This is a genomic window from Jiella avicenniae, assembly GCF_021390325.1.
Lineage (GTDB): Bacteria > Pseudomonadota > Alphaproteobacteria > Rhizobiales > Rhizobiaceae > Jiella > Jiella avicenniae.
In genome coordinates, this window is sequence record NZ_JAJUWU010000003.1 from 85,063 (window position 1) to 100,727 (window position 15,665).

10 protein-coding genes are annotated in these 15,665 nt (G+C 67.5%); 6 read left to right on the forward strand and 4 right to left on the reverse strand.

Annotation, left to right across the window (positions count from 1 at the left end; translation table 11 throughout):
- Positions 1-104 precede the first annotated feature (104 nt).
- Positions 105-1,283: a tRNA 2-thiouridine(34) synthase MnmA gene (mnmA, locus tag LZD57_RS02760; protein WP_233717596.1), complete on the forward strand. Its 1,179-nt coding sequence runs from the start codon at positions 105-107 to the stop codon at positions 1,281-1,283.
- A 93-nt stretch (positions 1,284-1,376) separates the two neighbouring features.
- Here the strand turns inward: mnmA and LZD57_RS02765 are convergent, their stop codons facing one another.
- Both LZD57_RS02765 and LZD57_RS02770 read right to left on the reverse strand, forming a co-directional pair.
- Entirely contained in the window at positions 1,377-2,324 is a 948-nt protein-coding gene (locus LZD57_RS02765; protein WP_233717597.1) for a Gfo/Idh/MocA family protein, read from the reverse strand.
- 169 nt (positions 2,325-2,493) lie between these two features.
- The gene (locus tag LZD57_RS02770) at positions 2,494-3,999 is read right to left on the reverse strand and encodes a sigma-54-dependent transcriptional regulator (protein ID WP_233717598.1); all 1,506 of its coding nucleotides are present in this window, start codon (positions 3,997-3,999) and stop codon (positions 2,494-2,496) included.
- A gap of 226 nt (positions 4,000-4,225) precedes the next feature.
- Here LZD57_RS02770 and LZD57_RS02775 point away from each other — a divergent pair, with 226 nt between their 5' ends.
- The 5 genes from LZD57_RS02775 (at position 4,226) to LZD57_RS02795 (ending at position 12,677) form a co-directional block, all read left to right on the forward strand.
- Entirely contained in the window at positions 4,226-6,052 is a 1,827-nt protein-coding gene (locus tag LZD57_RS02775) for a M3 family oligoendopeptidase (protein ID WP_233717599.1), read from the forward strand.
- A gap of 161 nt (positions 6,053-6,213) precedes the next feature.
- Positions 6,214-7,770 (forward strand): ABC transporter substrate-binding protein, encoded by a 1,557-nt coding sequence (locus LZD57_RS02780; RefSeq protein ID WP_233717600.1) that lies wholly within the window; start codon positions 6,214-6,216, stop codon positions 7,768-7,770.
- A gap of 799 nt (positions 7,771-8,569) precedes the next feature.
- Entirely contained in the window at positions 8,570-9,514 is a 945-nt protein-coding gene (locus tag LZD57_RS02785) for an ABC transporter permease (protein WP_233717601.1), read from the forward strand.
- Positions 9,511-11,706 carry a dipeptide/oligopeptide/nickel ABC transporter permease/ATP-binding protein gene (locus LZD57_RS02790; RefSeq protein ID WP_233717602.1) on the forward strand — a complete coding sequence of 732 codons (2,196 nt, stop codon included), beginning with the start codon at positions 9,511-9,513 and terminating at the stop codon, positions 11,704-11,706. Before LZD57_RS02785 ends, LZD57_RS02790 begins: the two co-directional genes overlap by 4 nt.
- Positions 11,703-12,677 (forward strand): ABC transporter ATP-binding protein, encoded by a 975-nt coding sequence (locus LZD57_RS02795; protein ID WP_233717603.1) that lies wholly within the window; start codon positions 11,703-11,705, stop codon positions 12,675-12,677. The genes LZD57_RS02790 and LZD57_RS02795 overlap by 4 nt, the downstream gene beginning before the upstream one ends.
- Before the next feature lie 335 nt (positions 12,678-13,012).
- Here the strand turns inward: LZD57_RS02795 and LZD57_RS02800 are convergent, their stop codons facing one another.
- Together LZD57_RS02800 and LZD57_RS02805 are read right to left on the reverse strand one after the other, a co-directional pair.
- On the reverse strand, positions 13,013-14,119 hold the full coding sequence (locus tag LZD57_RS02800; RefSeq protein ID WP_233717604.1) for a TRAP transporter substrate-binding protein: 1,107 nt from the start codon (positions 14,117-14,119) through the stop codon (positions 13,013-13,015).
- Between the two features lie 351 nt (positions 14,120-14,470).
- Positions 14,471-15,574 (reverse strand): TRAP transporter substrate-binding protein, encoded by a 1,104-nt coding sequence (locus tag LZD57_RS02805; protein WP_233717605.1) that lies wholly within the window; start codon positions 15,572-15,574, stop codon positions 14,471-14,473.
- Between the last annotated feature and the right edge of the window lie 91 nt (positions 15,575-15,665).

The following is a 15,665-nucleotide window of genomic DNA, read 5'->3' on the forward strand; positions in this document are numbered from 1 at the left end:
GAAAAACCGGCCGAAATCGCCGATATGGCGACGAGAATTCCATCGCTCGTGATCTGCCGCCGTATGAGGCCCGCGATCGGAACGGGCGCCGCGAAGGCCCTGCCATGTCACTCAACAGCCTCGACATCGCCAAGCCGCCGGCAGAAACCCGCGTCGTCGTCGCCATGTCCGGCGGCGTCGATTCCTCGGTGACGGCCGCCCTCCTCGCCGAGGCCGGCTACGACGTCGTCGGCATCACGCTGCAGCTCTACGACGGCGGGGCGGGGCCGCGCCGGGCCGGCGCCTGCTGCGCCGGGCAGGACATCCACGACGCCCGCCGGGTCGCCGAGGCCCTCGGCATCGATCATTACGTGCTCGACTACGAAGAGCGATTCCGGCAGGCGGTGATCGATCCCTTCGCCGACAGCTATCTGGCCGGCGAGACGCCGATCCCCTGCGTCGCCTGCAATCAGACGGTCAAGTTCCGCGACCTTTTGGCGACCGCCGAGGATCTCGGCGCCGATGCGCTGGCGACCGGCCACTATATCGAGACGCGCCGGCGCGGCGCCCATCGCGCGATGTACCGGCCGCGGGATCTCGACCGCGACCAGAGCTATTTCCTCTACGGCACGACGCAGACGCAGCTCGACTTCCTGCGCTTTCCGCTCGGCACGATGACCAAGGACGAGACCCGAAAGGTGGCCGAGCGCTTCGGCCTGTCCGTCGCCGCCAAGCCGGACAGTCAGGACATCTGCTTCGTCTCCAAGGGCAAGTATTTCGACGTCATCCGCAAGCTGCGGCCGGAGGCCGGCGAGCCGGGCGACATCGTCGATTTGAACGGCCGCAGGCTCGGCCGGCACGAAGGCATCGTCAACTTCACCATCGGCCAGCGGCGCGGGCTCGGCGTCGCGGCCGGCGCACCGCTCTATGTCGTCGCGCTCGACGCCGCGACTGCGACGGTCACCGTCGGCCCGCGCGAGGCGCTTCTCACCCGCCGCATCCGCCTGCGCGATCTCAATTGGCTCGGCGAACGCTCGCCCGAAACCCATGCGGGCGAAGACGGAGATCTCTTCGTCAAGGTCCGCTCGACCCGCCCCCCTGCCCCGGCCCGCATCGTTACGGCCTCGGGCGGCTCGGTCGAGGTCGAACTGGTTCTCGGGGAGGACGGTATCGCCCCCGGCCAGGCCTGCGTTTTCTACGACGGCATGGAGGCTGGCGCCGAAGTGCTCGGCGGCGGCATCATCGCCGAGAGCCTCTCCGCCGGCCGGACCATGGCGCAGGAGCCGGTCGTGGCGACGGTGTGAGCGGCGGACGGGCTCGCGGTTCGAAGTCGGGCTGAAACGCCGCGCTCCGAATGACCTCTCCCAGCGACTGCCTGATGGGCGCCCCGCCGGCACTCACCCCAGCGGCGAGGCCGCGTTCAGGATCCGCACCGTCTCGACGGCTTCCTCCGGGCCGGTCTCCGGCGCGCGGCGGTGGACGACGCAATCGATGAAGTGGCGCAATTCGCGGTCGAGCGGCAGGCCGGGCGACACCGGCAGATGGGTGACGGGCGCATTCTCGAAGGAGAACACCTCCCCGTCGCGCCAGACCTTGTGGCCGTAGAGACCGAGCTTCTCGCCCTCCGGCGCGAGATCGTCGAAGACCAGCATGCCTTCGGTGCCGATCACCGAGAAGCGCCGGTCGCGATAGGGCGAGATGCGCGAGGCGTGGACCTCGGCCTTCAGCCCGCCGGCGAACTCCATGACGATGTCGGCGACGTCGGTGGCGTCGGACAGGACCGTCCGGCGCATCGCCTTGACGCCGATCGGCATCGAACCCGCCATCTTGAGGATCAGCGACAGGTCGTGCGGGGCGAGGTCCCAGACGACGTCCATGCCGAGGAAGCGGCCGAGCCCCATGCGGTTGGCGATGATGTGGCGCACCGTGCCGATCCGTCCCTCGGCGACGGTGGCGACGAGCTTCTGGAACACCGGGTGAAAGCGCAGGACATGGCCGACCATGAGGATGCGGCCGGCCTTCCTGGCCACGGCGGCGGTCAGTTCGGCGTCGGCGACGTCGAGCGAGATCGGCTTTTCGATGAGGACGTCCTTGCCCGCCGCGAAGGCGGCCCGCGCCGTCGGCCCGTGCGCGCTCGCCGGCAGCGCCAGCACCAGCGCGTCGATGTCCGGCGAGGCGATCGCCTCGTCCGGCTCCATCGCGGCGACGCCGTGGCGATCGGCGAAGGTTTCGGCCCGCTCGACATTGCGGTCGGCGACGGCGGCGAGGGCTCCGATCTCGGCCAGGGTGCGGACGTGGTTCTGGCCCCATTGCCCACAGCCGATCACGGCGATCCTTGGATGCATCTTCTCACAGCCTTTCCGTCACGTTTCCATCCGGCCGGCTGGGAGGCGACCTCGGGAGACATCGCTTCACGCCGCCCCCCGTAAGCGGCAGCCCCCTACACCCGGCGGCGGCGAAGGGCAAGCCGGTGGACGGCCGACGACCGCCCCGCGCCCCGTCGCACCGGCCCGGTCAGCTCCGGTCCTCGATCTTGTATTCGCGCATCTTCCGATAGAGCGTCGAGCGGCCGATGCCGAGACGGCGGGCGATCTCGCTCATCCGACCGTCATACTGCGCCACCGCCAGACGGATGAGATCCGCCTCGACGTCGACCAGCCGGCGCACCTGGCCATCGCCGTCCCGCAGCGGGAACTCGGGCGAAAACGGCAGTTCCCGGCGAGGCTCCGGCTCGAAATCCTCCCGGCTCGCCACCGCCTCGAACGACGTGGCGCGTTGCAGGGCCGCTCTGTGAATGGTCCGGCCACCCTGGATGCCGTTGGCTCTCACCGGCCCCGAACCGCTCCCGGACCCCGCCGCCATCAGCGTCTCGATCTGGCGGAAGTCGGCCAAGCCGAGGGTGTCGCGCTCGGACAGGACCACCGCCCGGTGCAGGCTGTTCTCCAGCTGCCGGATGTTGCCCGGCCAGTCGTAGGCTTCGAGAAGCGCCAGCGCCTCGGCATCGATCGCCATGGCGCCGGCGCGCTTTTCGAGGGTCGCCAACCGGGCGAGGAACCGCTCGACGAGCCCCTTGATCTCCAGGCGGCGCTCGCGCAGCGGCGGCATCAAGAGCTCGACGGCGTTCAGCCTGTAATAGAGATCTTCCCGGAACCGACCGGCCTCGACGGCTTCCGCCAAGCTGCGGTTCGTCGCCGAGATGACCCGGACGTCGACCCGCGCCGCGGTCTTGGCGCCGACCGGATCGATCTCGCCCTCCTGCAGCACCCGCAACAGCTTGACCTGCGCCAGCGGCGCCAACTCGCCGATTTCGTCGAGGAACAGCGTCCCCCCGTCCGCTTCGGCGAACTTGCCGCGATGTTCGGCGGTCGCGTCGGTGAAGGCGCCCTTGGCATGGCCGAACAGGATGCTCTCGACGAGATCGGCCGGCAGGGCGCCGCAATTGACCGCGACGAATGGCTTCGACGCCCGGTCGCTCGCGGCCCGGATGGCGCGGGCGAGCCACTCCTTGCCGACGCCGGTCTCGCCTTCGAGGAGGATCGGGATCGTCGACCGCGCGGCCTTGGCGGCCATTGAAAGCACCGGCCGCATCACCTCGGACGCGCCCTCGGTGGCAAGGGTCGAGGCGCCCCGCTTCGGCCGCGCCGCCGCGTGCATCTTGACGGCGTTGGCGAGTGTCTCGCGAAACCGCTCCGGCGAAACCGGCTTGACGACGAAATCGAACGCGCCGGCGCGCATCGCCTCGACCACCGTATCGATCGAGCCCTTGGCCGTCTGGACGACGATCGGCACGTCGATGCGGTTGCGGCGCATCTCGGCCATCACCTCCATGCCGCTCTTGTCGGGCATCATCAGGTCGAGCACGACGGCGGCGATCTGGCCGCCATTGCGCCCGCCGAGCGCATCGAGCGCCGCGCGTCCGCCGTCGCAATGCAGCGGCCTCAGCCCCATGCGGGCGACATGCGCGTCGAGCAGACGACGCTGTATGGGATCGTCGTCGACGATCAGGACGATCTCGGTCATTGACGCCTCCGGTCTCGTCTTGGTGCGAGAATGACCCACTTTGGCACGGGCGTCTGAAATCCGACTGAATAGGAAGGGACAATTATTTATCTGAAACTTCAGTCGAATTTGAACCATCGGGCGACGATCACGATATGCCGGCGGACGGCACGGGCAGGCTTGGCCAAAAGCTGCCGAACGGGTAATCCAGACGTCAGTCGGTCGTAACGAACCCAAAGAGCATTTCATGACGAAGACGATCATTCCCACCCGCTCCGCGGTCGAGGCGGCGGCAGCCGAAGGCGGCGCCCTGCCGGAGTGGAACCTCACCGATCTCTATCCGGCGATGGACAGCCCCGAGCTTTCCGCCGATCTCGAAACGGCGCGAAAGAAGGCCGCCAGCTTCCAGGAGCGCTGGCGCGGCAAGCTGGCCGCGGCTGCGGCGGCACCCGACGGCGGTCTCGCCGAGGCGATCGGGGACTATGAGGAACTCGAGGAGCTGCTCGGACGGATCATCTCCTATGCCGGCCTGATCTATTCCGGCGACACGTCCGATCCGGCCCGCGCGAAGTTCTACGGCGACACCCAGTCGAACGTCACCGACATCTTCTCCAAGCTGCTGTTCTTCGCGCTGGAGCTCAACCGCATCGAGGACGGCGTCATGGACGCCGCGATGGACCGCGATCCGGCGCTCGCCCACTACCGGCCGTGGATCGTCGATCTCAGGAAGGACAAGCCGTATCAGCTCGAAGACCGCGTCGAGGAGCTGTTCCACGACAAGGCGGTGACCGGCGCCGGCGCCTGGAACCGGCTGTTCGACGAGACGCTGACCTCGCTGCGCTTCACCGTCGACGGCGAGGACATGGCCATCGAGGCGGCGCTCAACATGCTGCAGGACCCCGAGCCGGAAAAGCGCCGCAAGGCCGCCAACGCGCTCGCCAACGTCTTTTCGGAGAACCTGCGCGTCTTCACGCTGATCACCAACACCCTCGCCAAGGACAAGGAGATCTCCGACCGCTGGCGCGGCTTCACCGACGTCGCCGACAGTCGCCATCTCGCCAACCGGGTCGAGCGCGAAGTCGTCGACGCCCTGACCGAAGCGGTCTCCGAGGCCTATCCGCGCATTTCCCACCGCTATTACGCGATGAAGGCGAAGTGGCTCGGCGTCGACCAGCTCGAATACTGGGACCGCAACGCGCCGCTGCCGGACGCAAGGCGCCGCGACATCCCCTGGGACGAAGCCCGCTCGACGGTGCTGTCGGCCTATTCGGGCTTTTCGCCGGAGATGGCCGACATCGCCGAGCGCTTCTTCGACAATTCCTGGATCGACGCCGCGGTCCGCCCGGGCAAGGCGCCGGGTGCCTTCGCCCATCCGACGGTGCCGAGCGTCCACCCCTACGTGCTGCTCAACTACATGGGCAAGCCGCGGGACGTGATGACGCTCGCCCACGAGCTCGGCCACGGCGTCCACCAGGTGCTCGCCGGCCGCCAGGGCGCCTTGATGGCGCCGACGCCGCTGACGCTGGCCGAGACCGCCTCGGTCTTCGGCGAGATGCTGACCTTCCGCTCGCTGCTCGATCAGGCGAAGACCGACGCCGAGAGGAAGACGCTGCTCGCCTCGAAGGTCGAGGACATGATCAACACGGTGGTCCGCCAGATCGCCTTCTACCAGTTCGAGCGCAAGCTCCACACCGAGCGGCGAAAGGGCGAACTCACCTCCGAGCGGATCGGCGAGATCTGGCTCGAGGTCCAGGGCAGGAGCCTCGGGCCGGCGATCCGCCTCGGCGACGGCTACGACACCTACTGGACCTACGTCCCGCACTTCATCCACTCGCCGTTCTACGTCTACGCCTATGCCTTCGGCGACTGCCTGGTGAATTCGCTCTATGCGGTCTACGGCAATTCGAAGACGGGCTTTCAGGAGAAGTATTTCGCGATGCTGAAGGCCGGCGGCACCAAGCATCATTCGGAGCTGCTCGCCCCCTTCGGCCTCGACGCGTCCGATCCGGCCTTCTGGTCGAAGGGTCTCGGCATGATCTCCGGCTTCATCGACGAGTTGGAAGCGATGGGCTGACGCCCGGCGCGAAACCACGGCATCGAAGTTCTTCGCGAGGCCGCCCGGTTCCACGGGCGGCCTCGCATCGTTTCAGCCGGGCCCTGCCCTCAAATCGAGACATTTCCTTGCCATCCGTCGCCATCCCCTAGTTTCGAACACACGCCACGGAAGGAGCCCCGATGCGAAAACTCGTTGCCGCCGCGTTCGCCCTCTGCGCCATGGTCCTGACGCCTCCCGCCCTCGCGCAGACGCCGCCGAACGTGCTCATCGTGGGCCAGATCGCCGAGCCCAAGTCGCTCGATCCGCAGGCCGTGACCGCGACCAACGACTTCCGCATCCTGATGAACGTCTATGACGGGCTGGTCCGCTTCAAGAAGGGCACGCTCGAGGTCGAGCCGGCGCTGGCGAAGAGCTGGGACATCTCCGAGGACGGCAAGACCTACACCTTCCATCTGCGCGACGACGTGACCTTCCAGGACGGCACGCCCTTCAATGCCGAGGCGGTGAAGTTCACCTTCGACCGGATGCTGAAGGACGACCACCCGTTCCACGACACCGGGCCGTTCCCCCTCGCCTTCTTCTTCTCGCAGGTCGACGAGGTGACCGCCAAGGACGAGCACACCGTGGTGTTCAAGCTGAAAGAGCCTTTCGCGCCGTTCCTGTCCAATCTCGCCTATCCGACAGGGCTGATCGTCTCGCCGGCGGCGGTGAAGGAATACGGCCAGGATTTCGGCCGCCATCCGGTCGGCACCGGGGCGTTCAAGTTCGAGGGCTGGGACCCGAATTCCAAGGTCGTCGTCTCCCGCAACGAGGATTACTGGGACGGCGCCCCGCAGCTCGAAGCCGTGGTGTTCCGCCCCATCGCCGATGCCAACACCCGCGTTGCCGAAATGCTGTCGGGCGGCATCGACCTGATGGTCGAGGTGCCGCCGGACGGGCTGGCGCAATTCCGGCAGGACGAGAACTACACCGTCTACGAGGAAGCCGGGCCGCATCTGTGGTTCCTGATCCTCAACACCAGGGAAGGTCCCTTCTCCGACAAGCGCGTGCGCCAGGCGGTGAACTACGCGATCGACAAGAAGGCGCTCACCGAAGACGTCCTGCAGGGCACCGCCACGATTGCGGAAGGGCCGATCCCCGGCGCCTTCGAATGGGCCAATGACGGCTCGGTCGAGCCCTATCCCCACGATCCTGAAAAGGCGAAAGAGCTGATCCGTGCCGCCGGCGCCGAAGGCAAGACGCTGACCTTCTATGTTCCGGAAGGCGGCTCCGGCATGCTCGATCCGGTGGCGATGGCGACCGCCATCCAGGCGGATCTGAAGAAGGTCGGTCTCGACGCCCGCATCCAGACCTACGAGTGGAACACCTATCTCGCCAACGTCAATCCGGGCCTTCAAGGCAAGGCCGACATGGCCGAGATGGCCTGGATGACCAACGATCCGGACACGCTGCCCTTCCTGGCGCTGAGGACCGACGCGATGCCGGACGAGGGCGGCTTCAACTCCGGCTACTATTCCAACCCGGAGGTCGACGCGCTGCTCGACGAAGCCCGCAAGACCACCGACCAGGAAAAGCGCGGCGAACTCTACGAAAAGGTCCAGAAGATCGTCCACGACGACGCGCCCTGGGCCTTCGTCGCCAACTGGAAGCAGAACGCCGTGTCGACGGCGGCTGTGCAGGGCTTCGAGTTGGAGCCGTCGTTCCTGCTGGTGCTGAAGGACGTGACGAAGGGGTGAGCGGGGACATGCTCGCTCGACCAACTTTCAGGCGCCGGCGCAGCACCCCCCTCTGGGCTGCCGAGTGGAGCGGGGTCGAGGTCGACAAGACGGCGCGTAAAGTCACTGGCCCGACCGGCCGATATAACGCAAAGGCCGTCATCCTCGGGCTTGTCCCGAGGATCTCCTGCCACATCCACGCTAAAACCGTCGGCGAATGGCGAAATACCGCCAGCGCTTTTGTCGCTGCAACGTCGGTAGATCCTCGGCACAAGACCGAGGATGACGCCGCAGCTCAGGGCAACGCCAAGGCCGGGCGCGACGCGGCGGGAACGCTCGCAGCGCTTCGGTCGCATGCACGCAAAGAGAAACGCGCCCTCATCCTCGGGCTTGTCCCGAGGATCTCCGGCCGCCTCTGCGACGGAAGCGGTCACGGTAAGCACTCATCCGCCGACGCTTATGGTGCCGCACCGTCGGTAGATCCTCGGGACAAGCCCGAGGATGACGCCGGGGGTGGGGCTGCAGATGCGACCGGGAGCACCCCTGCGCGATGCAGCGCGGCGGTAAACCAGTCGAAGTCATATCGGTCCTCCCACGACCATTGCATCGCTCCCTACGATCAGGCGACCTCGCCCCCCAAACGCGCCGTCATCCTCGGGCTTGTCCCGAGGATCTACCGCCGTGGACGAAACAGAGGCGTTGCCGGCATTCGGCCATTCGCCAACGCTTCTGTAGCGGCACCCTCCGCAGATCCTCGGGACAAGCCCGAGGATGACGCCGCGGTCGGGCCGGCGTGCCATCTCCATCGGCGGCCCCACCCATGACCGCCACCATCGCCAAACGCCTCCTCGCCGCCATCCCAGTCCTGTTCGGCCTCTCGATCATCGTCTTCCTGATGATCGCGCTCATTCCCGGCGACCCGGCGACCGCGATCCTCGGCTCCTATGCGACGCCGGAGAACGTCGCGCGGCTCAACGCCTCGCTCGGCTTGGACAAGAGCCTGCCGCAGCAATATCTCGCCTGGATCTCCGGCGTCCTCAGCGGCGATTTCGGCCGTTCCTACGCGCTCAACCGGCCGGTGATCGACATCGTGCTGGAGCGGTTCTCGGCGACGCTGCTCCTCGCCGGCGCCTCGCTGCTGCTCGCCACCGTCTTCGGCCTTCTCGCCGGCATCGTCTCGGCGGTGCGCCAGTTCGGCTTCGCCGACAAGGCGATCACGCTGGCCGTCCTCGTCGGCATCTCGGTGCCGTCCTTCTGGCTGGGGCTCCTGCTGATCCTGTTCTTCGCGGTGAAGATCAAGCTCTTTCCGGCGAGCGGCATGGTGGCGATCTACGGCGGCGGCGGGCCGCTCGACATTCTCCACCACCTCGTCCTGCCAGCGATCACGCTGGCGCTCGTCGCCACCGGCGTCATCGCCCGCCTCACCCGCACGGCGATGCTCGAAGTGCTGCGCCAGGATTACATCCGCACCGCGCGCGCCAAGGGTCTCACCGAGCGCCGGGTGATCTTCCGCCATGCCTTCATGGCGGCGCTGGTCTCGGTGATCCCGGTGATCGGGATCCAGGCCGGCTTCGTCCTCGGCGGCGCGGTCTATGTCGAGACCGTATTCCAGTGGCCGGGCATCGGGGCGATGCTGGTCAACGCCATCTCCCAGCGCGACATCCTGCTCGTCCAGGGCGGCGTCCTCGTCGTCGCGGCCTCCTACGTCCTCTTCAACCTCCTCGCCGACGTCTGCCAGACCCTGCTCGATCCGAGGCTGAAATGAGCGGCGCCGCGACGACCTCGGACACGGGCGCCGGGACATCGGGCAAAGAGCGCCGCGAGCGGCCCTCGACCTTCGCGCTGATCCTCAACAACCGGCTCGCGGCGGCGGGTCTCGCCGTCCTCGGCCTGATCGTCCTCGCAGCCGTCGCCGCGCCGATCCTGCCGCTCGCCGATCCCAACGCCACCGATCCGGCGAACCGCCTCGCACCGCTGCTCTCCGAGGGCCACCTCCTCGGCACCGACGCGCTCGGCCGCGACATGCTCTCGCGCCTCGTCTGGGGCACGCGGGTCTCGCTCGTCGTCGGCTTCTCGGCCTCGCTGATCGCGGCCCTCTTCGGCTCGGCCATCGGCCTCGTCGCCGGCTATGCCGGCGGGCGCAGCGACCAGATCCTGATGCGGCTGATCGACCTGATGATGGCCTTTCCCTACATCCTGCTCGCCCTCGCCATCGTCGCGATCCTCGGGCCCGGCCTCGTCAACGCGCTCTACGCCATCGCCATCGTCAACGTGCCGTTCTTCGCCCGTAACATCCGCGGCATCACCGTCGGCCTCGCGCGCCGGGAATTCGTCGACGCCGCCCGCCTCTCCGGCAAGGGCCCGCTGACGATCCTGTGGTCCGACATGCTGCCCAACGTCCTGCCGACCATCGTCATCACCCTGTCGACCACCGTCGGCTGGATGATCCTCGAGACGGCGGGCCTCTCCTTCCTCGGCCTCGGCGCCCAGCCGCCCCAGGCCGATCTCGGCTCGATGCTCGGCGACGGCCGCAAGGTGATGTTCACCGCGCCGACGATCTCGCTGGTGCCCGGGCTGATGATCTTCCTCATCGTCATGAGCATCAACCTCCTCGGCGACGGCATCCGCGACGCGCTGGATCCCCGACTGCGGTCAGGCGCGCTGGCGCGGCCCTCGTTCCGCACGAAGGTGGCGAAAGGGCGGAGGATGCCGGGGGAAGATGTCGAAGGCGCGGATCTGCCGGCCGATGCTGGCGGCGGCGTTCACCCCCCTCTGCCTGCCGGCAACTCCCCCGCAAGGGGGGAGATCGATGGGTCGGGGACGTCGGCGGCAGCTGATCTCCCCCCTTGTGGGGGAGATGCCCGGCAGGGCAGAGGGGGGTTGCCAGGCACCAACACCTCAAGCCAGACCGCTACCCCCGTCCTCGCCGTCCGTGGACTCGAAACCGAGTTCCACATGGGCTCGGAGGTCTACCACGCGTCCAACGGCGTCGATCTCACCATCCGGCCCGGCGAATGCCTCGGTCTCGTCGGCGAATCCGGGTCCGGCAAGTCGGTGACGGCGATGAGCCTGATGGGACTGGTTCCCTCCCCGCCGGGCGTGATCGCCGGCGGGCGCGTCGGCTTCAAGGGCGAAGACCTCGCCGACGCGCCGGACAAGCGCATCCGCGCGCTGCGCGGCGGCGCCGTCAGCCATGTCTTCCAGGATCCGCTGGCGACGCTTCACCCCCTCTTCTCCGTCGGCGACCAGATCGTCGAGGCGATCCGCGCCCATCAGCCGCTGTTCAAGCGGGCGGCCGAAACGAAGGCGCGCGAGCTTCTCGATCTCGTCCGCATTCCCAATGCCGCCCAGCGGATGAAGGCCCTGCCGCATGAGCTCTCCGGAGGGCTGCGCCAGCGCGTCTCGATCGCCATGGCGCTCGCCAACGATCCGGAACTGATCATCGCCGACGAGCCGACCACCGCCCTCGACGTGACGGTCCAGGCCGAGGTCCTGCGGCTCCTCGACACGCTCCGCCGCGAGCGCGACACTGCCGTCCTCTTCATCACCCACGACTTCGGCGTGGTCTCCGAGATCGCCGACCGGGTGGCGGTGATGTATGCCGGCCGCATCGTCGAGACCGGCGCGACGGACGAGATCCTGACCGACCCCGCCCATCCCTATACCCGCATGCTGATCGACTGCGTGCCCGTCATGGGCGAGCCGGAGCGCCGCCTCGACGCCGTGCCGGGCCGGCCTCCGGCGGCAAATCGCCTGCCGCCCGGCTGCGCCTTCGCCGATCGCTGTCCGCGCGTCGAGGCCGACTGCCGCAAGGGCGAGATCGGGCTGGAGGACGAGCGCGGCAGCCTCGCAGCGCGCTGCCTCCATCCGCTCGCCCCGGGCGAAGCGCTGGCGGGCGGTCCAATTCCGGACGGGGCCGGTTCTGGCCGTCCGAGCGGCCGCGAGGTATCGCCATGAGCGAGACCGGTCCGCTCATGGAAATCCGCGATCTCGCCCGCAGCTTCGGCGGCGGACGGACGATCTTCGGCACGAAGAAGCCGCAGCTCACCGCCGTGCGCGGCGTCTCCCTCGATCTGACGAAGGGCGAGACGCTCGGCATCGTCGGGGAATCCGGCTGCGGCAAATCCACCCTCGCCCGCATGCTGGTCGGCCTCGACAGGCCGACGCGCGGCGCCATCCGCCTCGACGGCGAGGACCTGTCGGCCTCCGGCACGCAAGCCCTCGCCAGACGCGTCCAATACGTCTTCCAGGACCCGGTCTCCTCGCTCAATCCGCGCCAGACCATCCGCGCCATCCTCGAAGCGCCGATGCGCCACCTCCTCGGCCTCGGCAAAGACCAGCGAAAGGCGCGGCTGGAGACGCTGATCGAGGACGTGAACCTGCGGCCGGAATTCCTCGATCGCTATCCGCACGAATTTTCCGGCGGCCAGGCCCAGCGGATCGGCATCGCCCGGGCGCTCGCGGCCGAGCCGGACGTCGTCGTCCTCGACGAGCCGGTCTCGGCCCTCGACGTCTCGGTACAGGCGCAGGTGCTCAATCTTCTCGACCGGCTGAAGCGCGACCGGGGCCTCACCTACGTCTTCATCAGCCACGACCTCGCGGTGGTCGAGAGCGTCGCGACGCGGGTGGCGGTGATGTATTTCGGCGAGATCGTCGAAACCGCCCCGGCCCGCGATCTGTTCCGCGCCCCGCTCCATCCCTATACGGACCTTCTCATCCGCTCCGCCCCCGTGCCGAACCGCAAGCGGCAGGCCACCTCCGGCGACAGCGGCGAGCTGCCGGACCCCTACGACCCACCGCCCGGCTGCCCCTTCGCCCCCCGCTGCCCGCGGGCCGAAGCCGACTGCCGCGAGGCGATGCCGCCGCTGGAACCCAGGGATCGCGGCGGTGCGCATCGGGCAGCGTGTTTCCATCCGCTGGCGGATTGACGAGAAGCCGCCAGCCTCAAGGCGTCGTCATTCTCGGGCCCCGTCCCGAGAATCCAGGGGACACAACGCGCCCGTCGTTTCAGCTGCGTGACGTCCAGACCAACAACGTTGAGGAGGCGGCCTCTGGATTCTCGGGACGGGGCCCGAGAATGACGAAGCGTCGATTGACGTGGCCCTTCCGTCAACGCCGAAGCTCAACGAGTTGGCGTTGCCGACAAATCCGGTACGGACCTGCCCCGTCCCTGCCGGCGCCTTGCCGAAACGATCGTCCCTGAAGCGGGCCTCCCCCCAGATGAGCGCGCACCGCGTCCAGGCAGGAACGCAACTCCAAACCCTCAGATCGCCCCGCTGCGCTGCTGGATCATCATGAAGGTGTCGAAGTTGTATTCGGCGAGCTGCTCCCACAGGAAGCTCTCGCCGCGGAACGCCGTCTGGCTGTCGTAGAGCGTCTTGAAGGTCGCGTTCTTCCCGGCGATGTCCTTCATGACCTCCTGGCTGGCCCTGAAGCTCGCCTGCATGATCTCCTGGCTGAAGGGGCGGAGCTGCGCGCCCTTGCCGACGAGGCTCTTGATCGCCTTGGGGTTTTCCCAATCGTAGGTGGCGAGCATATGGCCGTTCGCCGCCTCGCAGGCCGCCTTGACCACCGCCTGATAGGGCTTCGGCAGCTCGTTCCACCTGTCGAGGGTGATCATCGCATGGGTGGCGGCGCCGCCCTCCCACCAGGCGGGATAATAGTAATAGGGCGCCACCTTCACGAAGCCGAGCTTCTCGTCGTCAAAGGGGCCGACGAACTCGACGGCGTCGAGCGTGCCCTTTTCCAGCGCGGCATAGATGTCGCCGGCCGGGATCTGCTGCGGCACGACGCCGAGCTTCGCCATCACCTGCCCCGCCAGGCCGGCGATGCGCATCTTCAGCCCCTTCATGTCGGCGAGGGAATTGATCTCGTTGCGGTACCAGCCGCCCATCTGGGCGCCGGTGTTGCCGGCCGGCCGGGCGAAGACGCCGTGCTTTTCGAAGAACGCGTCGAGCAGCTCGTTGCCGCCGCCCCGATAGAACCAGGCGTTCTGCTGGCGGGCGTTGAGCATGAAGGGAACCGTCGTGCCGAACGCGAAGGCCGGATCCTTGCCGACATAGTAGTAGGACGCCGTATGCCCCATCTCGACCGTGCCGCTCTGCACCGCGTCGAGCACCTGGCCGCCGGGGACGATCTCGCCGGCCGCGAAGGGTTGGATCGTGAAGGCGCCGTCGGTCATCTCCTTCACGTAGTTGGAAATGTATTCCGAGGCACCGAACAGCGCCGGCAGCGAGTTCGGGAAGGACGAGACGCAGCGCCACTGAAGCTTCGGATTGCTCTGAGCGAGGGCCGGCGCCGCAAGGCTCGAGGCCGCGCCGAAGCCGGCAGCGCCGGTGGCGACGCCGCGGATGAATTTGCGTCTGTCCATGAGTTCAACCTTTTTACAACGCACGAAGCCGCCCGGTGGGGCGGCACACTGTTCGACGAAACGCGAAGCCGTCCTGGCAAAGCCGGCCGCGACGAGGCATTTTCCCGGAAGAGATGGAAAGGGTCGCTCCGCGCCCCGTGAGCGCCGCCGATGGGCCGTCGCTCGCCTGCCGTCGGGCGCGACCATAAGCCTGGCGGATCAAAACGCAAGCCTGCCGCCGGGCGGCGGGAACGACAGTGCCAAGCGATTTCCGGCCGGTGGAAGAAGGCCGACGCTCGCGGAAAATCTCCCGTCGGGCGGGAGAAGCGGGGTGGTGCGGCTCCTTGCAAGCCGCACCGTATCCTCAGGCGATCAGAGCGTGCCGTTGCGCTGCTGGATCATCATGAAGGTGTCGAAGGTGTATTCCGAGAGCTGCGCCCAGAGATAGGCGTCCTTCTTGAAGGCCAGCTGGTTGTCGTAGATCTCCTTGAACGAGGCGTTCTTCGAGGAGACGTCGGCATAGACCTCCTTGGCCGCGTCGTAGGAGGCCTGCATGATCTCCTGACTGAAGGCCCGGAGCTGTGCGCCCTGATCGACCAGCCGGCGGATTGCCTGCGGGTTCTTGTAGTCGTAGGAGGCGAGCATGTCGTTGTTGGCCGCCTGGGCGGCCGTCCGCAGCAGCGACTGATACTTCGGCGACAGGCCGTCGTACTTCTCCTTGTTGATGAAGGTCGCGACGGTCGGGCCGCCTTCCCACCAGCCGGGATAGTAGTAGAAGGGCGCCACCTTGACGAAGCCGAGCTTCTCGTCGTCATAGGGGCCGACCCACTCGGCGCCGTCGATCACGCCCTTTTCGAGCGAGGGATAGATGTCGCCGCCGGCGATCTGCTGCGGAACGACGCCGAGCTTCGACATGATCTGGCCGGCCAGCCCGGCGATGCGCAGCTTCAGCCCCTTCAGATCGTCGAGCGTGTTGATCTCCTTGCGATACCAGCCGCCCATCTGGACGCCGGTATTGCCCGCGGGGAAGCCGACGAAGCCCTGCGTGGCATAGAACTTGTTCATCAGGTCGATGCCGCCGCCGTAATAGTGCCAGGCATTGGTCTGGCGGGCGTTGAGACCGAAGGGAATCGCCGCTCCCATGGCATAGGTGACGTCCTTGCCGACGTAGTAGTACGGGACGGTGTGGCACATCTCGACCGTTCCGGAAGAGACGGCATCGGCCGCCTGCAGGCCGGGCACGATCTCGCCGGCGGCGAAGACCTGAATGTCGAAATTGCCGTCGGTCGCCTCGCGCACGTATTTGGCGATCGTCTCGCCGCCGCCATAGATCGTGTCGAGCGACTTCGGGAAGGACGAGGTCATGCGCCAGGAGATCTTCTCGTTCTCCTGGGCGATGGCGGGCGCGGCCAGCGTGGACGCGGCGGCAGCGCCGGCGCCGATGCCCGCCTTGGTGATGAATGTACGACGATCCAAGATAGAACTCCTCCCAACTGACGGTTCCCCGGCCTCTCCTCAGCCGGAACACTGCGGCCGCGATCGCCGCCACGCTTCGTGTTTAACTTTC